The sequence below is a fragment of the Methylobacterium sp. A54F genome, assembly GCF_053346035.1.
Window position 1 is genome coordinate 249199 of the sequence record NZ_JBKFBF010000007.1, and the last position, 22731, is coordinate 271929.

The window sequence follows — 22731 nt, forward strand, 5'->3', positions numbered from 1 at the left end:
CGCCGCGGCACCGGTCGCCCGAGCCCGATTTCAAGGGGCTAAGTGACTGGCAGGCCCTGTGAAACGCGCACAGGCCCCGTGTTTTCGAGTCCGGGTGCGCCGCTTGAAACGGCCGCTCCCGGGGACCACTTCAGGGTCAGCGCAGTGGCCGCGCGCTCCTCTCAGAGGTGCGGTGCCGCGCCACCAGCCGCAAAGTCCCTACGACATCCGACCCTCGCGGCCCGGTCGGCCCCTGGCAGCCTGCTTGCTTCGTTCCCGGAGGAGAGGCGGCCCGGCGTCCATCATGAGGAAGTCAGCCATGACTCAGTCGAAATCGCGCCAGCCGGTCGTCCCGGGTTCGACGGGCGCCTACGCCGTCCTGCCGCTGCGCGACATCGTCGTCTTTCCGCACATGATCGTGCCCCTCTTCGTCGGCCGCGAGAAGTCGATCCGCGCCCTTGAGGAAGCCGTGCGCAGCGACCGCCACATCCTGCTCGCGACGCAGATCAACGCGGGCGACGACGACCCGGCCACCGACGCGATCTACACCATCGGCACCCTCGCCTCGGTGCTGCAGCTCCTGAAGCTGCCCGACGGCACCGTGAAGGTGCTGGTCGAGGGCGCGGGCCGCGCCAAGATCTCCGCCTTCACCCGCTCGGAGGACTACTACGAGGCCGAGGCCCAGGCCCTCGCCGACGACCTCGGCGACCGCGTCGAGGCCGAGGCGCTGGCGCGCTCGGTGGTGTCCGAGTTCGAGAACTACGTGAAGCTCAACAAGAAGATCTCTCCCGAGGTGATCTCGGCCGTGACGCAGATCGACGAGCCCTCGAAGCTCGCCGACACGATCGGCTCGCACCTCGCCGTCAAGATCGCCGACAAGCAGGCGATCCTCGAGATCCCGACGGTGGCCCAGCGCCTCGAGCGCGTGCTGTCGCTGATGGAGAGCGAGATCTCCGTGCTCCAGGTGGAGAAGCGCATCCGGACCCGCGTGAAGCGGCAGATGGAGAAGACCCAGCGCGAGTACTACCTCAACGAGCAGATGAAGGCGATCCAGAAGGAGCTCGGCGACGAGGACGGCCGCGACGAGCTGGCCGAGCTCGAGGAGAAAATCGAGAAGACCAAGCTCTCGAAGGAGGCCCGCGAGAAGGCCACCGCCGAGCTGAAGAAGCTGCGCCAGATGTCGCCGATGTCGGCCGAGGCCACGGTGGTGCGCAACTACCTCGACTGGATGCTGGGCATCCCGTGGGGCAAGCGCTCGAAGATCAAGAAGGACCTGCTCGGCGCCCAGGTGCTCCTCGACGAGGATCATTTCGGCCTGGAGAAGGTCAAGGAGCGGATCGTCGAGTACCTCGCCGTGCAGCAGCGGGCGAACAAGCTCACCGGCCCGATCCTCTGCCTCGTCGGCCCTCCGGGTGTCGGCAAGACGTCGCTCGGCAAGTCGATCGCCAAGGCGACCGGCCGTGAGTTCGTGCGCATGTCGCTCGGCGGCGTGCGGGACGAGGCCGAGATCCGCGGGCACCGCCGGACCTATATCGGCTCGATGCCCGGCAAGATCGTGCAGTCGATGCGCAAGGCCAAGACCTCGAACCCGCTCATCCTGCTCGACGAGATCGACAAGATGGGCATGGATTTCCGCGGCGATCCCTCCGCGGCGCTCCTCGAGGTTCTGGATCCGGAGCAGAACAGCACCTTCAACGACCACTATCTCGAGGTCGACTACGACCTGTCGAACGTGATGTTCGTCACCACGGCGAACACCCTCAACATCCCCGGGCCGCTGATGGATCGCATGGAGCTGATCCGGATCGCGGGCTACACCGAGGAGGAGAAGGTCGAGATCGCGCGCAAGCACCTGATCCCGAACGCTCTGAAGAAGCACGGGCTCGACGCCAAGGAGTGGTCGATCACCGACGAGGGCCTGCTCATGCTGGTGCGCCGCTACACGCGGGAAGCCGGCGTGCGCAACCTGGAGCGCGAGATCTCCAACCTCATCCGCAAGGCCGTGAAGGAGATCCTGATCACCAAGGTCAAGGTCATCGCGGTCGACACCGAAACCCTGCCGGTCTTCCTCGGCCCGCCGAAGTTCCGCTACGGCGAGATCGACGCGGACGATCAGGTCGGCGTGGTGACGGGCCTGGCCTGGACCGAGGTCGGCGGCGAGCTCCTGACGATCGAGGGTGTCATGATGCCCGGCAAGGGCAAGATGACCGTCACGGGCAACCTGAAGGACGTGATGAAGGAGTCGATCTCGGCGGCGGCGAGCTACGTCCGCTCCCGGGCCCTCGACTTCGGCATAGAGCCCCCGCTCTTCGAGCGCCGGGACATCCACGTCCACGTTCCCGAGGGGGCGACCCCGAAGGACGGTCCGTCCGCCGGCATCGCCATGGCGACCGCCATCATCTCGACGCTCACCGGCATCCCGGTGCGCCGCGAGGTGGCCATGACCGGCGAGGTGACCCTGCGGGGCCGCGTCCTGCCGATCGGCGGCCTCAAGGAGAAGCTGCTCGCCGCGCTCCGCGGCGGTATCAAGACGGTCATGATCCCCGAGGAGAACGCCAAGGACATCGCCGAGGTGCCCGACAGCGTGAAGAACGGGCTGGAGATCATCCCGGTCTCCCGCATGGATCAGGTCCTCACCCACGCCCTGGTGCGCCAGCCCGAGGCGATCGAGTGGGACGAGCCCCTGCCGTCGAAGACGCCGGCCCGCCCGGACGAGGACGGCGCCAGCCTCGTCGCCCACTGACGTCGCCTGCCCGAACCCGAACGCCCGAACCCGAACGCCTCCGCGGCCCCCGCCGCGGGGGCGTTCGCCTGTCCGGTCCTCGCCGAAGGCGCACGCCGAACCTTGGCGGCCCTTGCGTGCGGGCAGCCTCTTGCTTAACCCATGCGGCGCGGGCGGTTAGCTCAGTTGGTAGAGCGTCTCCTTTACACGGAGAGGGTCGGGGGTTCGAGTCCCTCACCGCCCACCATCTTTTGCCAGCGTCATCGATGGTTTGGCCGAATTTGTACTTGGCGGAGGCTGCAACCTTTTTGCCGTGCCGGCACGTTGGTGAAGCGGCGCTCCGAATTTTCTTGAATTTGCGTCGCGCGACAATGACTGCCCAGCCGTCCAATGCCTGCGAGGCCGAGCGCGTTCGTCTCGGATGCGAGCTGATTGCTTGGCGAACGGTGAGCGGCAAGGCCTCGCGGACTGCGCCGGAGTGACGCCGCCGGTGACGCCTCTGACAATGGGGTGCTACGCCAGGGGCGATTCCGACAGCTGCGGCGAACGCTTCAATTGGGAAGCCGCTCGTCCGTGAGAGCGGACCAAGTTACCGCAGCAGCAACGAAGGCCGCGTGGCGCAATTCTCCCACCGTGACCTTGTCCCTCGTGTCGGCCGCCGTCAGAACGTGTCTCAGATTGGAATCCATCGCGTCGAAACCGGCCACGAGGCGCAGCGCCGGGATCCCGTATGCTGTGAAGTTGGCATGGTCCGAGTTGGCCATTGGCGGCAGGAAGGTCCTGACGGGCACGCCGGCCGCGTGGGTGGTCCGCTCCCCGTCGCCGCCTCGCCGAGGCGCCGGACGAGGTCGCGCGCCGCAGCCTCGGATGGCGTGCCCGCAAGGCGCCCGCCGCAATCGCAGAGGGCGGCGAACTCTTCCGGCAGGTGCCGGTCAGCCCAGATCCCGGCCGCAATGGAGGCGGGCAGGGTCCCTGACAGCGTCATCAGCTTTGCTCCGTCAGGTAGGGACGAACATGCTGGTCGATGGCCGCCGCGAAGGCCTCGGCGAGGCGGGAAAAGCCGCTCTGCGCTGGCTTCAGAACGGCTACCTCGTAGGTGATGCGCGGGGCGAACGGGCGGATGGCGATGTCGGGCGCCGCATGGCAGGCGGCACTGATCGGATCGACGATGGCGATCCCGGCCCCTGCGGCCGCGAGGTTCAGCGCGGTCGCGAAGAACTCGCACCGGATCACGATCCGCAAGTCGGCACCGTCCGCGGCGAAGGCCTGCGCGATCGCCGGGGAAGTCCCGTGCGAGGGCAGCAGCCCAATCATGGGCGCCGCGTCGAGGAGCGCGGGCGTCAACGTCTCATGCGCGGCCAGGGAATGATCGGCCCTGAGTGCCGCCACCGCGGCGAATCGGTAGCGGCGGACAACGCTGTCCTTCTTGTCGAACGGCGGCTCAGCGATGCCTAAATCGTAGGCACGGGCCGCCACGAGATCCCGGACTTCGCGTGAGGAGCGGGTCAGGAGATTGAGAGAGACATCGGGCCGCGTCCGCTGGAATTCCGCGACGATGCGGGGCAGCCAGGCGATCCCGGGGCTCGGGTTGGTGGCGATCGTCAGGGAGCCCCGGGCGGCGGCCGCGATGGCAGCGGCGGCATCATCGAGTTGCGCAACCCCGGCCAGGGCCCGGACGGCCTCTTCATAGAGAAGCGCCGCCTCCGCCGTCGGCACGACCTGCCGCCCATCGCGGTGAAACAGTGAGAAGCCGACCGCCCGTTCGAGCCGCGCGAGCCCAGCGCTGACCGCCGGCTGCGTGACGCCGAGGGCGCGGGCCGCCGCCGTGAGGCTCCCGTGCTCAATGATGGCGGTGAAGAGCTCAATCTGTCGCAGATCCATAACTGTGATTTATCCAGCATCACCAATCACGAGTTCAAGCCTCAAATTTGGGCGTGACATCGTCAGCGGAATCGCGTCAGATTAGCGCATCACAAACGGTGATGGATCATGGCAGCTGCGGCGCAACGGATTCTGGTGGGAGAGGGGATCGGCAAGACCTTCGGGTCGCACCGGGTCCTCGATGCCGTGGATCTGACGCTGCATGAGCGGGAGGTGGTCTGCGTCATCGGGCCGAGCGGCTCGGGCAAGACCACGCTGCTGCGCTGCCTCGCCCTCCTGGCGGAACCGGACCGGGGTCGCGTGCTCATGCACGATCAGGTCGTCGCGGGCGGCAAGGCGGATCGGTCGGTCGCGCGGGCCGCCCGATCCGTGCGATCCGACATCGGGATGGTGTTCCAGCACTTCAATCTGTGGTCACACATGAGTGTCCTGGCCAACATCATCGAGGCGCCGATGCGGGTCCGGGGACTGACGCGCGACGAGGCCGTGGCCCGCGCGGAGGCACTCCTCGCCAAGGTCGGCCTGTCCGACAAGCGCGACGCCTATCCGGGCCGGCTCTCCGGCGGCCAGCAGCAGCGCGTCGCCATCGCCCGCGCCCTGGCCATGCGGCCGGCGGTGCTCCTGTTTGACGAGCCGACCAGCGCTCTCGACCCGGAGCTGCGGCGCGAAGTGCTGACGGTGATGCGCGATCTCGCTGGCGAGGGCATGACCATGATGGTCGTGACCCACGAGATGGGCTTCGCCGAGAGGGTCGGCAGCCGTGTCGTTTTCATGGATGGCGGCCGGATCGTCGAGGAGGGCGCGCCGAAGGCCTTCTTCGCCGCGCCCTCTACGGACCGCGCGCGCCGCTTCCTGGCGCAGTTCGAGGACTGACCGACACCCGCATTCACACGGAGGGTTGCACCATGACGCGTCGTTTTATCGGGCTCCTCGCGGCGTTCCTCGGTGGAATCGCCCTGCTCGGCACAGCGGTCCCCTCGGCCGCGCAGCAGACGCAGTCGCATCTCTATGAAATCACCAAGTCCGGTCGACTGCGGGTGTGTACCTGGCCGCTCTACTACTCGATCGCGTTCCGCAATCCCGCCACCGGGGAGCTGGAGGGGATCGACGCAGACCTGATGAAGGAAATGGCCAAGGACATGGGGGTGAAGCTCGAAGTCGTCGAGACGGCCTTCGGCACCTTCATCGCGGATCTTCAGGCCAACAAATGCGACATCGGGATGTTCGGCGTCGGCGCAACGATGAAGCGCGCGCAGGCCGTCGAGTTCTCGAAGCCCTATCTCGTGACCAACGTCTACGCGGTGGTGAAGGAAGGCGGCCCGATCAAGCAGTGGAACGATATCGACAAGAAGGGCATCACCGCGGCCGTCACGCTCGGCTCCTACATCGAGCCGTTCACGAGGAGTTACCTCAAGAACGCCGCCGTCAACGCCGTCGCGCCTCCGGCCACCAGCCAAGCCGAGCTGATGTCGAACCGAGCCGACGTCATCATGAGCGACTTCCCCACGGTCCTGCGCATGAAGAAGGAGTTCCCCGGCGTCACCTACCTGATGCCGCCGGAGAAGCTCGCCGTGACGCCCTACGCCTACGTGGTCGCGCCAGGTGACCAGATCTGGCTGAACTACGTCAACCTGTTCGTGGACACCATCAAGCTCGATGGGCGGCTCGCGAAGTTCGCCGAGAAGAACGGGCTCGGCCCGATCGTCGCGCCGTAGGCCGCCTGCGATGGGTACCTATCAGTTCCGCTGGGACGTGATCTCCGCAAACCTCCCCTTCCTGCTGTCGGGTGTCCAAACGACCCTGATCATCTCCGGGCTGACCCTCGTTTTTGCGACCGCCGGCGGTCTCCTCGTCGCAGTGATGTCGGGCTCGCGCTTCTGGCCCCTCCGCGCGCTCGCCCTCGCCTACGGCGAGGTCGTCCGGAACACGCCGATCCTCGTCCAGCTCCTGTGGGCCTACTACGTCCTGCCGATCCTGCTCGGGATCCGCCTCGACGCCTTCTCCGCCGCGATCCTGGGCCTTTCGATCTATTCCTCGGCCTTCATCGCCGAAGTCTTCCGGGCAGGCATCCAGGCCGTTCCGGTCGGGCAGCGGGAGGCGGCGCAGGTCCTCGGGCTCACCCCGGTGCAGAGTTTCGTGCGGATCGTCCTGCCGCAGGCGGTCCGTTTCATCCTGCCGCCGCTCGCGGCCAATTTCGTGCAGCTCATCAAATTCTCTTCGCTCGCGGCGGTGATCTCCGTCGGCGAGATCACGCGGCGGGGTATGGAACTCTCCTCGTCGACTTTCCGGCCGCTGGAGATCTTCACCTTCATCGCAGTGATCTACTTCGCGATCTGCTGGCCGCTGACCCAGTCGATCCGCATCTGGGAGCGCCGCCTTGCCGCGCGATGACGCCACCGCCGCCCGACGCGCCCTCGCCGCCGACCGCGGCTCCGAGGTCGCCGCCATTGCGCGGCGGCTCATGGCGGCGGAATCCCCGAACCCGCCCGGCGACACCCGCACGGTCGCCGACGTCGCCGCAGCCTGCATCCGGGAGGCGGTACCCTCGGCCGAGGTCACCCTTCACGCGAGTGCGGAGGCGATCGTCAACGTCGTCGCCCGTGTCCAGGGCAGAGGGCCTGGGCGGCGCGTCGTCCTCAACGGCCATCTCGACACCTATCCCGTCGGTGAGCTTGAGACCTGGAGCGTCGATCCGGCCGGGGCGACCGTCGATGGGCGCCTGTACGGGCGTGGCGCCGCAGACATGAAGGGCGGGATCGCCGCCTCCATCGTCGCCCTTGCGGGGCTCGCTTCCGTCGCGGAGGCTTGGCCCGGCGAGGTCGTTCTGACGCTGGCGGGGGACGAGGAGAGTATGGGCCCCCTGGGAACCCGATGGCTGCTCGACACCGTACCGCATGCGACGGGCGACGCGGTGATCATCGGCGATGCCGGCTCGCCTCACGTTCTGCGCTTCGGCGAGAAGGGCTTTGTCTGGATCGAGGTCGAGGCAACGGGGCAGCCCGCTCACGGCGCCCATGTCCACCTCGGGGACAATGCGATTGATCGGCTGCGCGACGCGCTGGACCGGCTCTGCGCGGCGCTGGCGGCGGTGCCGGTCGCCGCGCCCCACGCCGTGACCGAGGCGATCGCCCGCTCGCGCGCCATCTCCGAGCCCCTGGCCGGGGCCGGCGAGGCGGAGACCTTGAGCCGGATCACGGTCAATCTCGGCCGGATCGAGGGTGGCACCTCGCCGAACCTCGTCCCGGCCCGCGCTCGGGCCGCGCTGGATATCCGGTTGCCCGTCGGCGTAGCGGCAGAGGCGGTCGAATCCGCGATCGGCGGCGCCCTCGACGATCCGAACCTGTCGGTCCGCGTGCTGCGGAACTTCGCGCCGAACCACACCGACCCGGACCATCCTCTCGTGCGCCTGTGCGCGGCCGCCGCGGAGGAGGTCCTCGGCGCCCCGGTCGCGGTGAACATGCGGGTTGGCGGGTCGGACGCACGCTGGTTCCGGATGCGCGGCATCCCGACCGTCGTCTACGGGCCGACCCCTCACGCCATGGGTGGGCCGGACGAGTATGCCGAGATCGCCGAACTCGGCCAGGTGGCCCGCGTCCACGCGCTCACGGCCTTCGACTTCCTGAGGGGTCCTCAGCCTTGACCGACCCGCTGTTCGCGCCGCCCGAGACCTTCATGGGCTTGCCCGCCGGACGTCCCGGTCCTGGATGCCGGGCCGCGATCCTGGGCGTGCCGTTCGACTGCGGGACCCACGCCTTCAGGGTGGGGGCGCGGCAGGGACCAACAGCCGTGCGCCGCCAATCAGGCCTTCTACGCCGGTTCCACCCGTCGCTGGCGGATGTCGACATCCTGAGCCTGCTCGGCGCGGTCGATTGCGGAAACGTGGCGCTGACGCCCGGACGCATCTGCGACGCGCTGCCCCGGATCGAGGCGGCCGCGGGCGCGATCCTTGAAGCCGGCGCGGTGCCAGTCGGTATCGGCGGAGATGGCTCGGTGTCGCTGGCACTGATGCGGGCGGCGGGCCGCCGCTATCCGGGTCTCGTCGCGCTCCACATCGACAGCCACACGGACGCCTACCCATACGAGCCGGACGATCGCTACAACGCTGCGACGCAATTCACGAACGCCGCCGAGGAAGGCTGGGTCGACGCGTCTCGGTCCTGGCATGTGGGCGTGCGCGGATTCACCTATTGCGGAGGCGTCCTCGATCACGCGGCCCATCTCGGTTTTCGCGTCGTCACCGCCGAGACGCTGTTGCGACGGGGCTTCGCGCAGACCATGGCCGAGTTCCGCAGTGTCGTAGGCGATCGGCCCGTCTATCTTTGCTGGGACATGGATGTCTTCGATCCGTCCGTCGCCCCCGGGGTCTGCACGCCGACATGGGGCGGCCTGACGGCACGGGAGGGAATCGAGCTGCTTCGCAGCCTGAGCGGCCTGAACATCGTCGCGATGGATTTCAACACGGTGAGTCCTCCGCAGGATGTCAACGACATGGCCGCGCATCTGTGTGCGCACATGATCATGGAGGCTCTGATCCTGCTGGCACGACAGCACAACCTGATCCCCGACATGACATGAGCGTCGCCGGTCAGAACGAGTGGTCTCGAGATCACGCCCGGACCTCATCGGCCGATGTAAGTCACGACAGCGGCCGTTGGGTGGGGGTGACGCGGTTCCTCGACGAATCGGCACCACCTGCCCGACGCGGACATGGCGTGGGTCACCGCCGAGCGTGAACGAGGTACGGCTCGGCCCGTGCCGCCTGCAGCTTGCTGATGCGCCGGTTGCGTCCACACCGTGATTCCGTAAGGGGACCCTCATCCGATCGGGCGCGTACCCCTCCCGACCGCATCAACCGCTCGGCTCGCTGCTCCGGCCGAGTGACGGCAGGCCAGCCCCACCTCGGACCGACGCTGCCGATGACGACAGCGCAGGTCCTCCCCGGGCTAGCGGGTGCCCGTGAAGAACGCGGCGTAGCCTTCCTCATGAACCCGGTCGAGGTGCGCGCGATAGCGAACATATCCCGACTCTTCCGGTCCGATGCGCCCGTAGCCGAGTTCCGCGCCGATCCGCTCCGGCAGCAGCGCCAGCGGCGCGGCCGTCGGCGTGAGCTGCGTGCCGCGGCCCGCGTGCAGCGTGGTGAGCACCCCGTACATCTCGCCCTGGATGCTGGGGCGGCAGAGCACGGCGAGGCGGTGCTGACCGTGCCAGTTGGTCACCAGATAGATCATGCCCGATTGGCTCGGCACGGCCACGCTGCCGGATTGCGCGAACGGGGCATCGAGGCGCTCGGCTTCACGGAACACCAGCCGCGAGCTGCCTGCGTCCCAGGCGATCTCGGTGCGGTAGGCGAAAATCGCACCTGCGGCGCCGAAAGACGGGCGAAGGGTCAGGTAGCGGCCCTCCAACCACGAGACGCCCTCCCGCGCGTAGGCCCCGAGCTCGTCGGGCGCGTGACGCGGTGGATCCGGGGTCGACACGGCCCGTCCCGCCTCCTGGCGCAGAGGCTGGCCCAACGCCTCCTCCAGCCGGATCGTGGTCGCCAGGGTGAAGGGTCGGCGCCCGGCAAGCGCCTTCTCGAGCGTCGAGATGCTGATCCGCGCCTGATCGGCGAGCGCTTGTCGTGAGATGCGCTGGCGGGCCAGCGCCTCACGCACAATCCGAGCGATGGCGCGGCTCTGCGCCTCGGGCAGTTCGGTCTCGTTCACGGGGCACGGCTCGCGGCGGCTCGACCAGCACAGATCCGCACGAAACCGCACAATCGGGCAAGTGCCGGATCCTGTCGGCCGATCCGGAGCACATCAGGGCGGCGCCGCCTCCGCCTCGACGATCAACCGCAACGGTCCGGGCCGCAGCGCGTCCAGGGGCCAGCACGTCACGAGGGCGAGGTGCCGCCCGGGGGCCTGCGGGTCGATCCCCGAGGCGTCCCACGGCGCGACCCGCGTGCCGGTGACGCGGAAGCGGACCGTCCGCCCGTCGCGGCGCGTCACCGCGACGGGATCGCCGGGTGCGAGGCGGCCCAGCACCCCGAACTGCGTGTCGCGGTGCGCGGCGAAGATCGCAGTGCCCGGCGCGCCGGCCTCCGGCGTCCCCTCCAGCTGACCCGGACCGAAGGCCAGGGCCTGGCCGCTCGCGCCCCGCAGCACCACGAAGCTCCGGCCGGCGACCGTGAGCCGGGCGACCGGCGCCGTGTCAGCCCAGGGCCAGGGCCTGACCGGTCGCCCCTCGGCCAGGGTGCGCGCGAAGGCGCGCTCCAAGAGCACCTGCGCCAGGGCGCCCTTGACGGGGATCCAGGCTGCCTGCGCCGCGATCCCCAGGCCCGCGAGGGTGAGGAGGGCCGCGAGGGCCCTCCTCGCGGGGGCGCCGCGACGGCGGCTCATCGCACGGCCCCGGTGCGGCGCCCGAGGCGCTGCAGAGCGGCACCCAGGAGGGCGAGCAGCAGGCCGAGGACGAGCTGCGACAGGAAGCCGGCGCCGGTCTGCGGCAGGTCGATCCCCGCCCCGCCGGCGCCGATCGGCACGATCCGTGCGCCCGTTCCGTGCGCCGGGCCGGGCCGATCCGTCCCGAACACCTGGGCGAAGTCCCAGCCCGCCGGCAGGTTCAGGGGCAGGTCGGCGGCGACGAGCGGTGCGCCCGCCGGCCGGCGCGGGGTGGCGTCGACCGCCACGAGGCTGGTCAGGCGCGTGATCAGGCGGTGCTCCAGGGCGAGGGCGAGGATCGCCGCATCGGCCTCGGCGCCGCTCAGGCGCCCGGTGATGCGCATCGTCTCGGTCTCGCCGATCCGCGAGCGCGCCCACACCTTCGCGATGCCGACGCCCTGCGTCGCCCCGGCGAGGGGCAGCGTGCGGGTCCAGGTCCGGCCGGCGACCCGGCCCGAGACGGTCACGCTCCCTTCGTCCGCGTGCGGGAGCAGGGCGGCGAAGACCAGCGGCTCGCCACGATAGAGGTCCGGCAGCGCGCCCGGCGTCACGGCAACGCCCGGGGTCGAGAAGCTTGCGGCGAGGTCCGTCACGGCCGGCGCCTCCAGCTTGGCGTAGAGGGCTCGGGTGCGCTCGCCGACCTGGCCGAGGTCGCGGATCTCGGTGAAGCTGCCGCGGCCGATCTCGGCGGCGTGGCGCATCAGGTGGCCGTTGGGGGCCGAGCCGATGCCGACCATGAACAGGCGCGAGCGCCCGAGCCCCGCGTGGATCGCCGCGAAGATCTGGTCCTCGTTCCCGACCGCGCCGTCGGTGAGGAACACCACCTGCCGCACCCGCCCGTCCTCCGGGCGGGGGTCCGCCAGGGCTGCCTTGAGCGGTGCCAGCATCTCCGTGCCGCCCCGCGCCTCCAGGGCGGAGACGAAGGCCTCGGCGCCCCGCAGGGCCTCGGGCGTCGCCCGGACGGGCTCGGGATGCAGTGCGTCCCAGGTGTCGTCGAAGCGGATCACGTTGAACCGGTCCTGCGGGGTCAGGCGGGCGAGACCCGCGAGGAGCCCGGCCTTGGCCTGCCGCATCGAGGCGCCGGCCATCGAGCCGGAATTGTCGATGACGAAGGTGACGTCCCGCGCCGGCCGGGGGGCCGTGTCGGCCTCGGCCTCGGGCGGGCTCAGCGTCGCGAGGAGGTAGGTCCGGCCGGCGACCGTCTCCCGGAACAGGCCAAGGTCCGGCGCCCGGCTGGGGACGGGCTCCCAGGTCAGTTCGAGGTCGCGGTCGGCCGGAACCACGCCTTCGGCCAGGGTGACGGTGCGCAGCTCCGGGCCGGCCTCGGTCACGTGGATCGCGTGGGTCGCGCTGCGCACGGCGCCGAGGGCGAAGCCCGCCCGGAGCCGCACGGTGACGGCGACCGGGTTGACCGGCAGGGCGGTCGCCGGGTCGAGCACCGGCGGGCTGATCCGCGCACGGTCCGGCACAGGATCGTGCGCCGCGCCGTCGAGCGACGCCGGCCCCACCGGTGACGGGGCCGGATGGTACCGCGGCGCGACCACCAGGGGCAGGCGCAGCGTCCGGGTGCTGCCCGAGACGGGGACGGTCTGCTGATAGGTGATCTGCACGAGCACCGTCTCGCCGGGGCCGATATTGGCCACCGCGTTGGTGAAGACGTTGGGCCGCTCCTGCTCGGTCAGGGCCGCCGCTTGCCCGGCCGCCTTCGCGGCCTCGTAGGCGCGCTTGGCCGCGGCCCGCTCGCGGATGTCGGCGACGATCACGCGCGCGCCGACGACGAGCTTCATCCCGTCGACCGCCGCGTCCTCGGGCAGGGGATACACGTAGGTGCCCTCGACCCAGTCGGCGGTGGTGTTGCGGAAGGCCTGGGTGACGACCGCGCGGGCGGTCGGGCCGCTGACGTCGACGTCGATGTCCGTGGCGAGCCGGACGGCCTCGACCGGTGCGGTTCCGGCGGGCCCGCGCAGCGTCAGGCCGCCCCGCGTCGCACCCGGTGCCGGGCCCGGCATCGCCTGGGCCGAGGCGAGCATGACGAAGAGTGCCAGCAGGATGAGGAAGACCGGCGACGGCGCGGCGGCGCGCGGCTGCCCGATCGGGAAGCGTGGAGCGGGGAACGGCATCGGAGAACCTCCTGCGCCGGCGGATCGGGGCCGGCTCACCGCCAAGGCTCTCCCGCGGCCCGAGGCACCGCCACGAGAAGCTTCGCCCTTTTTCGAGCGCGGGCCGCACGCGCCGGACGCCTTCGGGCGGATCCGTGCGGAAGCGGTGCGGTCCTGTGCGCGCGACGGGCGCCGCGCGGCGGACCCGGCGGCGCCTTGACTTATGCGCAACTTGCGTCTTAGTTATACTCAGATTGAGCAGAAAGCGGCGGATGACCGAGCCCGAGTTCCTGGAACGCTACGATCCGGCGGCCTACGAGCGGCCGGCCCTGGCCGTCGACCTCGTCCTGCTGGGCCTGCTCGGCGACAGGCTGGGCGTCCTCCTGAAGCAGCGGGACCGGCACCCGCAGGCGGGGCTCTGGGCGCTCCCCGGCGGGTTCGTGGGCATCGCCGAGACGCTCGATGCCGCGGCGGCGCGCATCCTGCGCGACAAGGCCGGGATCGCCGGGGCGCGGCTGGAGCAGCTCTACACGTTCGGCGCCGTGGACCGCGATCCGCGCATGCGGATCGTCACGGTGGCCTACCTCGCGCTCCTGCCGGAGGCGCCCTTCGCGGAGGCCCGCGCCGGCGCGGCGGGACTGACGGCTGCGACGCTCGCGGTGCCCTGGGCGGGCGAGGCCGGCGGCCCGGTCTCGGCGGTGTCGGAGGGCGGCGCGCCCCTCGGCCTCGCCTTCGACCACGCCGACATCCTCGCGCTCGCGGTGAAGCGCCTGCGGGGCAAGCTCGACTACACGGACGTCGCCTTCGCGCTCCTGCCCGAGCACTTCACCCTCCGGCAGCTCCAGGACGTGCACGCGGCGATCCTCGGCGCCCCCCTCAACAAGTCCGCCTTCCGCCGCCGCATGCGCGACCGGGGCTGGATCGCGCCGACCGGTGCGCGGGAGGCCGGCACGGCGTTCCGTCCGGCCGAGCTCTTCCGTTTCGACAGATCACGCGAGTCCTGAGGAGAGACCATCATGGCAACGGTCCGCAACATCGGTGTGATCGCCCAGCTCCGGAGCGAGGCGAGCAGCCACGTCATCCGCTTCCGCAACGGCCGCATCCGGCAGAGCGGGCGGGGGCTGGTGTTCTGGTTCAGGCCCGAGACCGCGAGCATCAGCGAGGTGCCGGTGGACGACCGCGAGATGACCCTGTTCGTCCGCGGCCGCAGCCGGGACTTCCAGACCGTGGTGGTGCAGGGGACAATCGGCTGGCACGTCGTGGACCCCGAACTGCTGGCGAGCCGGGTCGATTTCTCGATCAACCTCGGCACCGGCCGCCTGCAGGGCGAGCCGATCGAGCGCATCGAGGCGCGCCTCAGCGGCATCGCCGGCCAGGCGGCGCTCCAGTACCTCGGGGCGAGCCCGATCGGCGCCCTCCTCGACGCAGGGCCGGAGCCGCTGCGCGCCGTCCTGGAACGGGTCCTGTCCGCCGCTCCCGCCCTCACCGAGATCGGCGTCGCGGCCGTGTCGGTGCGGCTGACCAACCTGGCGCCCACGAGCGAGCTCGAGCGCGCCCTGCAGACGCCGACCTTCGAGGCCCTGCAGCAGAAGGCCGACGAGGCGACCTTCGCCCGGCGCGCCCTGGCGGTGGAGAAGGAGCGCGCCATCGCGGAGAACGAGCTCGCGACCCGCACCGAGCTCGCCCGGCGCGAGACCGTCCTGATCGCCCAGGAGGGGGAGAACGCCCGCGACCGCGCCGCCGGCCTCGCCGAGGCGCGGGGCGTGGAGGCGGCCGCCGAGGCCGAGCGCATCCGGCTGGTCGAAGGGGCCCGGGCCGAGGCCGAGCAGCGCCGCGCGGCGGTCTACCGCGACATGCCGCCGGCCGTCCTCCTCGGGCTGGCCGCGCGCGAGCTCGCCGGCAAGCTGGAGACGATCGAGCACGTCAACGTCACCCCCGACCTGCTCGCCGCCGTCCTGGGCGAGGTCCGCGGCGCCTTCCCGGCGCGGGTCGCGCCCCGCTGAGGAGACCGCCCGTGACGAGCGCGACGCCCCGCGTGGTCTTCGTGATCCGCGACACCGACTACGAGCTGCTCATCGCCCGCCACGCGACCCGCGGGCAGGTGCGGTTCTTCCTGGAGAGCCGCGGGCAGGCGATCGCCGAGGTCGAGGACCGCCACGCCCGGTTCCACGCGGTGCTCGCCGAGGCGCGCGCGGCCGTACCCCTGGACTGGCGGCAGGCGCTGGTGCGGCGCCCCGACCTCGACCGGTTCCTGTTCGCCCCCGAGGACGTCGTCGTGGCGGTGGGGCAGGACGGGCTCGTGGCGAACGTCGCGAAGTACCTGGACGGGCAGCCGGTGGTCGGCGTCAACCCGGCGCCGGATCTCTACGACGGCGTCCTCGCGCGCGCCCGGGTCGAGCGCCTGCGCGCGCTCCTGCCCGCCAGCGTCGCCGGTGCCGCGCCGCTGCAGCGGCGCACCATGGTGCAGGCCCTGTTCGACGGCGGCGAGCGCCTGCTTGCCCTGAACGAGATCTTCGTCGGCCACCGCAGCCACCAATCCGCGCGCTACCGGATCGACGACGGGACCCGGGCCGAGGACCAGTCGTCGAGCGGGCTGATCGTGGCCTCCGGCACCGGCCTGACCGGGTGGGCGCGCTCGATCAGCGACGCGACGCACCTCACCCTGGAGGTCGGCGTCGAGGAGGCGGCGTTCGGTTACTGGGTGCGCGAACCGTTCCGGAGCGTCGCCACCGGCACGGAGCTGCGCGCGGGCAAGTTCTCCGGCGCACCCCTCACCGTGGTGTCGCGGATGAACGAGGGCGGCGTGGTGTTCTCGGACGGGATCGAGCAGGATTTCGTCGCCTTCGACTGGGGACGCCGCGTCGCGGTCACGCCGGCGGCCCGGACGCTCAACCTCGTGGTCCCGTAGCGCGGCGCCGATCGGCCGGAGCCGCCCTCGCAGGCGCTCACCGGTGCCTGCCCGGCTCGTCCGAAGCCGCGGCCGCCGCTGTCGCCTCTCGCCACGGAGCACACCGGCGCGCGGCCTTCACACGTCCTGCAAGCTGCGCTCACCCCGTGATGAGATGGGGCACGAACCGCGCCCGGTCGGTCGTGATGCGGCGCCGTTCCTCGCGCACGCAGAGGCCTGCGGGTTCCGCGCCGACGACCCAGCTCCCGACCAGGGCATGATGCCCCGCGAAGGCTGGCAGCTCCGCGAGCGCCTGGCGCACATGGCCCTCGCCGCCGTAGGGACCCTCGTCGCGTTCGAGGACGGCACCCTCGCGCACGAGGAGCACGTTCGCGCCCTCGCGCGAGTACAGCGGCTTCTTCGCGAAGGAGGTCCCGAGGGCGGCCTTCGCGGGATCGTCCTCGAAATAGGTCGGCAGCAGGTTCGGGTGGCCCGGCGCCATGGCCCAGAGATGCGCCAGCATCCCCTTGCTGGAGAGGACCGCCTTCCACGGCGGCTCGATGAAGCGGGTCGGAGAGGGACCGATCGCGGGGCCGAAGGCATCGGCGAACATCCATTCCCAGGGGTAGAGCTTGAACACGGCGTCGAGGGGCCGGCCGTCAGCGTCGAGGAAGCGGCCGTCGTCACCCAGGCCGACCGCCTCCATCGCCACGAAGGGCGCGCGCAGCCCGGCCTGGACCGCGCAATCCTGAAGGTAGGCGACCGTGCCGCGATCCTCCGGCGCGTCGGGAAAGCAGGCGAACGCGACGGTATCGGGCAGGCCCATGTCTCCGAAGCGGGCGATCAGCCGTTCATGCAGCGCGTTGAACTGGTCGGCGTCGGCCGGCAGGCGCCCATGCGCGAGGCCGTCCTCGAGCCAGAGCCACTGGAACACCGCGCTCTCGTAGAGGGCGGTCGGTGTGTCGGCGTTGTATTCGAGGAGCTTGGCCGGTCCGGTGCCGGCCCCGCCGTAGCAGAGGTCCAACCGCCCGTAGAGGGAGGGGTCGTGCCGTCGGAAGCTGTCGGCGATCGCGTTCCAGGCATGCTCGGGGATGGCCAGCGAAGTCAGGATGCCGGCATCGCGTACGGCCCGCTCCGCGAAGGCGAGGCAGAGCGCGTGCAACTCGCGGGTCGGCGCCTCGATGTCGTCCTCGATCTCGGCCAGACTGAAGGCATAATAGGCGCGCTCCTCCCAGTACGGCCCGTCCGCGAAGGTGTGGAAGGTGAAGCCCGCCTCGGCCGCGCGCGCCGGCCAGTCGGGCCGCTCCGGGATGGGCACGCGGCGCATCAGCCGCCCCCGGACCCGCTCGCATGACCGCCCAGGGCGGAGACGGCGCGCCCCGTTCCGCCAAAGCCGCCGCGAGCGACCGTCCGCGGCGTGCTCGTCGTGGTCCGGGCCACCGCGGAGGAGACGCGGGCGACGGACCCGCCGCCCGTGGTGAACACGCGGCCGCCCGCGCCCGTGCAATAGCCGCTGGCGAAACCGGCGGAGCTGCCGGCGACGGACTGGCGCTCCTCCTCCGGAGCATGCCGGTAGAGCGGCTGGGGCGGCAGGCCCTGCGCCGCGGTGCGACCGATCATGTATCCGGACATCAGCGGCACGAAGCTCGCCGGACCGCCCGGCGGATCGCCCGTCCCGACGGTGCAGCCGCCCGGTCCGTGGTGGCGCTCGCAATCCGCATTCGTCGGGTAGCGCGGCGCGCTGGCGGCGTAGCTGTCGAGGGCGGTACGGTACTCCGAGACGCACTCGTCGGCCGGCCGCACGCCCCCCGCGATGCAGGCGCCGTCGGTATCGTAGACCAGGGCGTCCTCCTCGCGCTGCGAGGGGTCGCGCCGCGCGAGGAGGAGCGCTGCGGCGCCGGCGCCGGCGATCAGCACCAGGGAGATGGTCGCCGAACGCTTGGTGCGCCGGGCCGGCCCGGTCTCGCCCGCGGGGAGGGTTGGCATCGCGGCGCCCTTCAGTAGGCCATCGCGGCGGCGTTCACGATGCCGACCGCGAAGGAGGCCGCGCCGAGCAGGACGGCCGGGGCCATCCGGCCGTCGGCGATCCGCCGCGAGAGGTCCGGTATCGCGAGGCGCACCAGCCAGTAGACGAGGATCTGGACGATGAGGGCGATGAGCCCCCAGACCACGCAGTCGAGGAGCGACTGCGCATTGAAGATCGCCGCCGCGAGCGGCATCGCGAAGCCGGCAAGGCTGAACCCGAGCGCCACCGCGGCCGCCGTCACGTCCTGGCGGATGAGCGCGAGTTCGTTGTGCGCCGTCGCGAAGGTGTAGGTCACGAGGTAGAGCCCGATCAGGCCGAGCGCCGTCACGAGGTAGAGGAGGAAATCGGGCAGTCCCGAGATGGAATTCACCGCGTCGCATCCCGAGCGGGGCGGCCCGCGCATGCTGGCGTGTCGATCCGGTCAACCATGCGATCTGATGGATTCGCGCCTCACGGTTCTTCGGGGGCCGGAAAAGCAGAAGGACTGTATCGGTAGCATGTGCCGGCGGCGCGCCACAAGCACGCCGGCAAAACGACCCCTAATCCCTATCGTTAGGCAGCCGGAAACCCCCGCACTATTCTCCTTGGAATCAATCCAGGGTTTCATTGATCTTTCGCATTGCTCAAGGTCCCGCTTGCCGTCGAGCCGGGATCGTGCAGATTGTCGCGCCCGACGATGCCTGACGTGAGTCGATCCGCCGATCGCATGAGCCTGACCGTCGACCAGATCCTCGCACTCGCCCCCGACGCGTCGAGCCGCAAGGCCGGCCAGGATCAGGCGAAGCCTCCGAAGTGGAGCGGGCTCGGCCGGGCGGGGGAGGTGATCTTCGGCGAGGTCAAGGGCAGCGGCGCCGCGCCCTACCGCACGGTCGCCGACCCTGCGATGGCGGCCTCGAAATGCACCTGCCCGAGCCGCAAGTTCCCCTGCAAGCACGCGCTGGGGCTGATGCTGATCGATGCCGCGTCCCCGCTCCAGGCGGCCGCCGCACCGGACTGGGTGACCGCCTGGGTGAGCGCGCGCGAGACCCGCGCAGCCGCCTCGGAACGCCGGGCCCGTGAGCCGGACCGGCCCGTGGACCCCGAGGCTCAGGCGAAGCGCCGGCAGGCGCGCGCCGACCGCGTCGCGGCGGCGCTGGACGAGCTCGATCTCTGGCTCTCGGACCTGATGCGCCGGGGGCTCGCGGCGGCGCGCGGCGAGCCCTACGCCGTGTTCGACCGGATGGCCGGCCGCCTCGTGGACGGGCAGGTGCCGGGCCTCGCGCGACGGGTGCGCGCCCTGCCGGGGCTCGCGGCCGCGGGCGCCGTGCCGGGCGGGCCGCGGCCGGAGGCGGCGCTGGCGCTGGCGGTCGGGCAGATCGCCCTTCTCGCGCGCGCCGCGCGCCGCCTCGCCTGCCTGGAGCCCGGGCAGGCCGCCTGCGTGCGCGCCGCGCTCGGCCTTCCGGTCGCGGCGGAGAGCCTGGCGGCCCAGCCGAGCCACGTCGAAGACTGGGCGGTGCTCGCGCACGCGGTCGAGGAGGAGGACCGGCTCCTCGCCCGCTCGGTCTGGCTCGCCGGCCGGCGCACCGGCGCCCTCGCCCAGGTGATCGACTTCGCGCCGGCCGGCGCGCCGCTGCCCGCCGCCCCGGTGGCTGGCCAGGACTTCTCGGGCGCGCTCGCCTTCCATCCCGGTGATCCGGCCCTGCGGGCCATCCTGCGCGATGGCCGGCCTCGCCCGGCCGCGGCGGCCGCGCTGCCGGGGGCCGGCACGGTCGGCGCCGCGCGCGACGCCTTCGCGGCGGTGCTCGCGCGGGCGCCCTGGACGGAGCGCTGGCCCCTGCGCCTCGCGGGCGTGCGCCTCGGGCGGCTCGCCGACACCGCAACCTTCGCGGCGGGCGACGCCACCGGCTGCCTGGCCCTGCGCGCCAGCCCGCACCTGCCCGCCCTCGTCGCCGTCGCCGCCGGACGCCCGGTGGACATGTTCGGACAGTACGACGGCACCGGGCTCGCGCCCCTGGCCCTCGTCGCGGACGGGCGGCTCTACACCGTGCCGCCGCAGGAGCCGCGGCCGATCCTCGTGCGGGCGGCCTGATGGAGGGCGGGGCCGCGCCGGTCCTGGAGTGGGAGGCGGCCCTGGCCGCCGCGCTCCTGGGCGCCGACCGCGCGCCCGCCGCCGCATCGCAGGGCCCGTTGCCCGACCTTGACCCGGTCGGCGAGCCGGGCGGCGCCCTCCTCGCGCAGGTGGTGGTGCAGGGCCTCCTGCATCGGGCCGGGACCGGGATCGGCCCCGAGGCGCTGCGGCCCGCGCCGGAGCGGCCGGTGGACGGCCCCGAATGCCCGCCGGCCGCGGCACGACGCCTTCACGCCCTCCTGGCCGCCGGCGCCTCGGCCGAGCCCCGGCGCCGGGAATGGTTCGAGCTTGCGGCGGAGGCCGGCGTGCGGGCACCGCCCTGGCTCCACGCGGAGCTTGCCGGGATCCGCGGCGAGGCGGCGCTGATCCGGTCCGTCGCCGGCCCGGAGCTCGATTGGCTCGCCCGGGCCTGCGGCGCTGAGGTGCCGAAGCCGGACGCCGCCGCGGACCCCGCCCCCGACAGCTACGAAGCCCTCGTCGCCTTCCGCCGCCGGGACCCGGCCGGCGCCCGAGAGGCCCTCGCCTCCGGCTTCAAGGCCGAGCGGGCGAAGCTGCGCGCCCAGCTCCTGCCCGCCCTCGAAGAGGGCCTCGGCGCGGCGGACGAGCCGTTCCTCGATGCCTGCCTCGACGATCGCGCCGTCGAGGTGCGCGCCTGCGCGCAGCGGTTGCTCAGGCGCCTGCCGGACTCGCGGCTCGTCGGGCGCATGGCCGAGCGGGCGCGGGCGGCCCTCGCCGTCGAGAGCCGGCGCCACCTCCTCATCCGCACGCGGCACGCGCTCGTCGTCACACTGCCGGAGGAATCGCCGGAACTCGCCCGCGACGGGGTCGAGCCCCGCGCCTACGAGCGCGACGCCGGCGGCCGGCGGGCCGGGCTGCTCCGCGGCATCCTGGCGGCGGCACCGCTCGGCGCCTACGCCGGCCACCCGCCGCGGCTCTGGATCGAGCTCGCCCTGCAGAGCGAATGGGCGCTCCCCCTCCTCGAAGGCTTCCACGCCTGCGCGCGCAACTCGCGCGACCCGGACTGGGTGCGCGCCATGGCCGAGGTGCTGCGCGAAGCCTGCGACGGGCGCCTGCCGGGCGTGACGCCCACGGACGCGCTGTCCGACCTGTGGGCGCGCAGCGTGGCCCTGCTGCCCGCCGCAGCGTGGGAAAACGCCGCCGCATCCCTGCTGCGCAGCCACGGGCCCGTCGCGCTCCCGCTGCTCGCCAAGGGGCCGCCGCGCTTCTCCCCCGCCTTCACCGAGGGCCTCCTGGACTGGCTCGCCGCGGCGACCCGCGGCACCGGCGCGGCCCACGAGGCCCTGTCGCGCGCCTGGGTCATCGGGCGCCTCGGCAACGTCGCGGCCCCGACCGAGCGGGCCGCCGCGACGGCCGCGGCGATCCTCGCCCGGCTGCCGGAAGGAGCCGACGCCCGCCTGCGCGGCCAGCTCGCCGGACTGGCCGAGACCCTGGAGCTGCGCGCCGCCATGCGGCGCGAGTTCGCCGACCCGATCGCGGAAGGGAGAGCACCTCCGACATGACGCAGACGCAACAGGGTGAGGCGCAGCTGCGCCGGGCCGCCGAGGACGCCTTCGCGGAGGAGATCGCGGCGCTGAAGGCCGTGGACGACCGTCCGCGCCCGCCGAACTGGCTGCTCTCGCCGCAGGCGGTCGTCACCTACCTGCTCGGCGGGCGCCTCCGCTCTGGGTTCGAGGTGACGCCGAAGTACATCGGCGACCGGCGCCTGATGGAGGTGGCGGTGGCGACGCTGGCCACCGACCGGGCGCTCCTGCTCCTCGGCGTCCCCGGCACGGCCAAGAGCTGGGTCAGCGAGCATCTGTCCGCCGCGATCTGCGGCACGTCGCGGCTCATCGTGCAGGGCACGGCCGGCACGAGCGAGGAGGCGATCCGCTACGGCTGGAACTACGCGCTGCTGCTCGCCAAAGGGCCGAGCCGCGAGGCGGTCGTGGCGTCGCCCATCATGCGCGCCATGGAGGAGGGGCGGATCGCCCGCGTCGAGGAGCTCACCCGCATCCCGTCCGAGACGCAGGACAGCTTCATCACCGTGCTCTCGGAGAAGACCCTGCCGATCCCCGAGCTCAACGCGGAGGTGGCGGCCCGGAAGGGCTTCAACCTCATCGCGACGGCCAACAACCGCGACCGCGGCGTCAACGAACTGTCCAGCGCGCTGAAGCGCCGCTTCAACACGGTGGTGCTGCCGCCGCCCGCCACCATCGAGGCGGAGATCGCCATCGTCGAGACCCGGGTGGCCTCGCTCGGCCGCGCCTTCGAGATCCCGGCCGAGCCGCCGGGCGCCGACGAGATCCGCCGCGTCGTCACGATCTTCCGCGAGCTGCGCGACGGCGTCACCGAGGACGGCAAGTCCAAGGTGAAGCAGCCTTCCGGCACGCTCTCGACGGCCGAGGCGATCAGCGTCGTCGGCAACGGCCTGGCGCTCGCCGCCCATTTCGGCGACGGCCGTCTCTCGGCGGGCGACCTCGTGTCCGGCATCGCGGGCGCCGTGGTGAAGGACCCCGTGCAGGACGCGATCGTCTGGCGCGAGTACCTGGAGACCGTGGTCAAGGAGCGCGAGGGCTGGCGCGACTTCTACCGCGCCGCCCGCGAGAGCGCGTGA

At 71.9% G+C, this 22731-nt stretch carries 20 protein-coding genes and 1 tRNA gene; 13 read left to right on the forward strand and 8 right to left on the reverse strand.

All coding sequences use genetic code 11. The annotated features are described in order from the left end of the window. Positions 1 to 298 precede the first annotated feature (298 nt). A complete protein-coding gene (gene lon, locus ACLBXP_RS13990) occupies positions 299 to 2722 on the forward strand; it encodes an endopeptidase La (protein WP_447668331.1) in 2424 nt (807 codons plus the stop codon). A 150-nt stretch (positions 2723 to 2872) separates the two neighbouring features. Next, positions 2873 to 2948, forward strand: a tRNA-Val gene (locus tag ACLBXP_RS13995). Positions 2949 to 3252: 304 nt separating this feature from the next. Here ACLBXP_RS13995 and ACLBXP_RS14000 read toward each other — a convergent pair. Together ACLBXP_RS14000 and ACLBXP_RS14005 are read right to left on the reverse strand one after the other, a co-directional pair. Further along, complete coding sequence (locus tag ACLBXP_RS14000) at positions 3253 to 3465, reverse strand: hypothetical protein (RefSeq protein ID WP_447668332.1); 213 nt, start codon at positions 3463 to 3465, stop codon at positions 3253 to 3255. Between the two features lie 220 nt (positions 3466 to 3685). After that, positions 3686 to 4582, reverse strand: coding sequence for a LysR family transcriptional regulator (locus ACLBXP_RS14005; RefSeq protein ID WP_447668333.1), 897 nt, complete (start codon positions 4580 to 4582; stop codon positions 3686 to 3688). Positions 4583 to 4690: 108 nt separating this feature from the next. Between ACLBXP_RS14005 and ACLBXP_RS14010 the strand changes: the two genes are divergently transcribed. Genes ACLBXP_RS14010 through ACLBXP_RS14030 form a run of 5 tightly spaced genes read left to right on the forward strand, consistent with a single transcriptional unit; the run spans position 4691 to position 9157 of the window. After that, positions 4691 to 5455 carry an amino acid ABC transporter ATP-binding protein gene (locus tag ACLBXP_RS14010; protein ID WP_447668334.1) on the forward strand — a complete coding sequence of 255 codons (765 nt, stop codon included), beginning with the start codon at positions 4691 to 4693 and terminating at the stop codon, positions 5453 to 5455. Between the two features lie 32 nt (positions 5456 to 5487). After that, a complete protein-coding gene (locus tag ACLBXP_RS14015; protein WP_447668335.1) occupies positions 5488 to 6297 on the forward strand; it encodes an ABC transporter substrate-binding protein in 810 nt (269 codons plus the stop codon). Between the two features lie 10 nt (positions 6298 to 6307). Then, entirely contained in the window at positions 6308 to 6973 is a 666-nt protein-coding gene (locus ACLBXP_RS14020) for an amino acid ABC transporter permease (RefSeq protein ID WP_447668336.1), read from the forward strand. Beyond that, positions 6960 to 8222: a M20/M25/M40 family metallo-hydrolase gene (locus ACLBXP_RS14025; protein WP_447668337.1), complete on the forward strand. Its 1263-nt coding sequence runs from the start codon at positions 6960 to 6962 to the stop codon at positions 8220 to 8222. Before ACLBXP_RS14020 ends, ACLBXP_RS14025 begins: the two co-directional genes overlap by 14 nt. Further along, positions 8219 to 9157: an arginase family protein gene (locus ACLBXP_RS14030; RefSeq protein ID WP_447668338.1), complete on the forward strand. Its 939-nt coding sequence runs from the start codon at positions 8219 to 8221 to the stop codon at positions 9155 to 9157. The genes ACLBXP_RS14025 and ACLBXP_RS14030 overlap by 4 nt, the downstream gene beginning before the upstream one ends. 368 nt (positions 9158 to 9525) lie before the next feature. Here ACLBXP_RS14030 and ACLBXP_RS14035 read toward each other — a convergent pair whose 3' ends face one another. The 3 genes from ACLBXP_RS14035 to ACLBXP_RS14045 all read right to left on the reverse strand — a co-directional run bounded on the left by ACLBXP_RS14035 (position 9526) and on the right by ACLBXP_RS14045 (position 13118). Continuing rightward, complete coding sequence (locus ACLBXP_RS14035) at positions 9526 to 10287, reverse strand: helix-turn-helix domain-containing protein (protein ID WP_447668339.1); 762 nt, start codon at positions 10285 to 10287, stop codon at positions 9526 to 9528. A gap of 93 nt (positions 10288 to 10380) precedes the next feature. Further along, on the reverse strand, positions 10381 to 10959 hold the full coding sequence (locus tag ACLBXP_RS14040) for a class GN sortase (protein ID WP_447668340.1): 579 nt from the start codon (positions 10957 to 10959) through the stop codon (positions 10381 to 10383). Beyond that, positions 10956 to 13118, reverse strand: a complete 2163-nt coding sequence (locus ACLBXP_RS14045; protein WP_447668341.1) for a marine proteobacterial sortase target protein — start codon at positions 13116 to 13118, stop codon at positions 10956 to 10958. The genes ACLBXP_RS14040 and ACLBXP_RS14045 overlap by 4 nt, the downstream gene beginning before the upstream one ends. Positions 13119 to 13369: 251 nt before the next feature. Here ACLBXP_RS14045 and ACLBXP_RS14050 point away from each other — a divergent pair, with 251 nt between their 5' ends. The 3 genes from ACLBXP_RS14050 to ACLBXP_RS14060 are packed head-to-tail and all read left to right on the forward strand — an operon-like array spanning position 13370 to position 16005. Next, positions 13370 to 14101 carry an NUDIX hydrolase gene (locus tag ACLBXP_RS14050; protein ID WP_447668342.1) on the forward strand — a complete coding sequence of 244 codons (732 nt, stop codon included), beginning with the start codon at positions 13370 to 13372 and terminating at the stop codon, positions 14099 to 14101. Positions 14102 to 14113: 12 nt separating this feature from the next. After that, entirely contained in the window at positions 14114 to 15100 is a 987-nt protein-coding gene (locus ACLBXP_RS14055; RefSeq protein WP_447668343.1) for an SPFH domain-containing protein, read from the forward strand. Between the two features lie 11 nt (positions 15101 to 15111). Beyond that, on the forward strand, positions 15112 to 16005 hold the full coding sequence (locus ACLBXP_RS14060) for a hypothetical protein (RefSeq protein ID WP_447668344.1): 894 nt from the start codon (positions 15112 to 15114) through the stop codon (positions 16003 to 16005). A 139-nt stretch (positions 16006 to 16144) separates the two neighbouring features. Here the strand turns inward: ACLBXP_RS14060 and ACLBXP_RS14065 are convergent, their stop codons facing one another. The 3 genes from ACLBXP_RS14065 to ACLBXP_RS14075 are packed head-to-tail and all read right to left on the reverse strand — an operon-like array spanning position 16145 to position 18380. Continuing rightward, positions 16145 to 17311 carry a glutathionylspermidine synthase family protein gene (locus tag ACLBXP_RS14065; protein WP_447668345.1) on the reverse strand — a complete coding sequence of 389 codons (1167 nt, stop codon included), beginning with the start codon at positions 17309 to 17311 and terminating at the stop codon, positions 16145 to 16147. Next, positions 17311 to 17970, reverse strand: coding sequence for a DUF1190 domain-containing protein (locus tag ACLBXP_RS14070; protein ID WP_447668346.1), 660 nt, complete (start codon positions 17968 to 17970; stop codon positions 17311 to 17313). The genes ACLBXP_RS14065 and ACLBXP_RS14070 overlap by 1 nt, the downstream gene beginning before the upstream one ends. An 11-nt stretch (positions 17971 to 17981) precedes the next feature. Next, positions 17982 to 18380 (reverse strand): DUF350 domain-containing protein, encoded by a 399-nt coding sequence (locus tag ACLBXP_RS14075; RefSeq protein WP_447668347.1) that lies wholly within the window; start codon positions 18378 to 18380, stop codon positions 17982 to 17984. A gap of 336 nt (positions 18381 to 18716) precedes the next feature. Between ACLBXP_RS14075 and ACLBXP_RS14080 the strand changes: the two genes are divergently transcribed. The 3 genes from ACLBXP_RS14080 to ACLBXP_RS14090 are packed head-to-tail and all read left to right on the forward strand — an operon-like array spanning position 18717 to position 22731. Then, a complete protein-coding gene (locus ACLBXP_RS14080) occupies positions 18717 to 20078 on the forward strand; it encodes an SWIM zinc finger family protein (protein ID WP_447668348.1) in 1362 nt (453 codons plus the stop codon). Then, entirely contained in the window at positions 20078 to 21637 is a 1560-nt protein-coding gene (locus ACLBXP_RS14085; protein ID WP_447668349.1) for a DUF5691 domain-containing protein, read from the forward strand. Before ACLBXP_RS14080 ends, ACLBXP_RS14085 begins: the two co-directional genes overlap by 1 nt. Further along, positions 21634 to 22731 carry an ATP-binding protein gene (locus tag ACLBXP_RS14090; RefSeq protein WP_447668350.1) on the forward strand — a complete coding sequence of 366 codons (1098 nt, stop codon included), beginning with the start codon at positions 21634 to 21636 and terminating at the stop codon, positions 22729 to 22731. Before ACLBXP_RS14085 ends, ACLBXP_RS14090 begins: the two co-directional genes overlap by 4 nt.

Bases quoted from the DNA above. Each gene is read 5' to 3' on its own strand.
- lon (WP_447668331.1), top strand. From the start codon at position 299: ATGACTCAGTCGAAATCGCGCCAGCCGGTCGTCCCGGGTTCGACGGGC.
- ACLBXP_RS14000 (WP_447668332.1), bottom strand. From the start codon at position 3,465: ATGGCCAACTCGGACCATGCCAACTTCACAGCATACGGGATCCCGGCG.
- ACLBXP_RS14005 (WP_447668333.1), bottom strand. From the start codon at position 4,582: ATGGATCTGCGACAGATTGAGCTCTTCACCGCCATCATTGAGCACGGG.
- ACLBXP_RS14010 (WP_447668334.1), top strand. From the start codon at position 4,691: ATGGCAGCTGCGGCGCAACGGATTCTGGTGGGAGAGGGGATCGGCAAG.
- ACLBXP_RS14015 (WP_447668335.1), top strand. From the start codon at position 5,488: ATGACGCGTCGTTTTATCGGGCTCCTCGCGGCGTTCCTCGGTGGAATC.
- ACLBXP_RS14020 (WP_447668336.1), top strand. From the start codon at position 6,308: ATGGGTACCTATCAGTTCCGCTGGGACGTGATCTCCGCAAACCTCCCC.
- ACLBXP_RS14040 (WP_447668340.1), bottom strand. From the start codon at position 10,959: ATGAGCCGCCGTCGCGGCGCCCCCGCGAGGAGGGCCCTCGCGGCCCTC.
- ACLBXP_RS14045 (WP_447668341.1), bottom strand. From the start codon at position 13,118: ATGCCGTTCCCCGCTCCACGCTTCCCGATCGGGCAGCCGCGCGCCGCC.
- ACLBXP_RS14050 (WP_447668342.1), top strand. From the start codon at position 13,370: ATGACCGAGCCCGAGTTCCTGGAACGCTACGATCCGGCGGCCTACGAG.
- ACLBXP_RS14055 (WP_447668343.1), top strand. From the start codon at position 14,114: ATGGCAACGGTCCGCAACATCGGTGTGATCGCCCAGCTCCGGAGCGAG.
- ACLBXP_RS14065 (WP_447668345.1), bottom strand. From the start codon at position 17,311: ATGCGCCGCGTGCCCATCCCGGAGCGGCCCGACTGGCCGGCGCGCGCG.
- ACLBXP_RS14070 (WP_447668346.1), bottom strand. From the start codon at position 17,970: ATGCCAACCCTCCCCGCGGGCGAGACCGGGCCGGCCCGGCGCACCAAG.
- ACLBXP_RS14080 (WP_447668348.1), top strand. From the start codon at position 18,717: ATGAGCCTGACCGTCGACCAGATCCTCGCACTCGCCCCCGACGCGTCG.
- ACLBXP_RS14085 (WP_447668349.1), top strand. From the start codon at position 20,078: ATGGAGGGCGGGGCCGCGCCGGTCCTGGAGTGGGAGGCGGCCCTGGCC.
- ACLBXP_RS14090 (WP_447668350.1), top strand. From the start codon at position 21,634: ATGACGCAGACGCAACAGGGTGAGGCGCAGCTGCGCCGGGCCGCCGAG.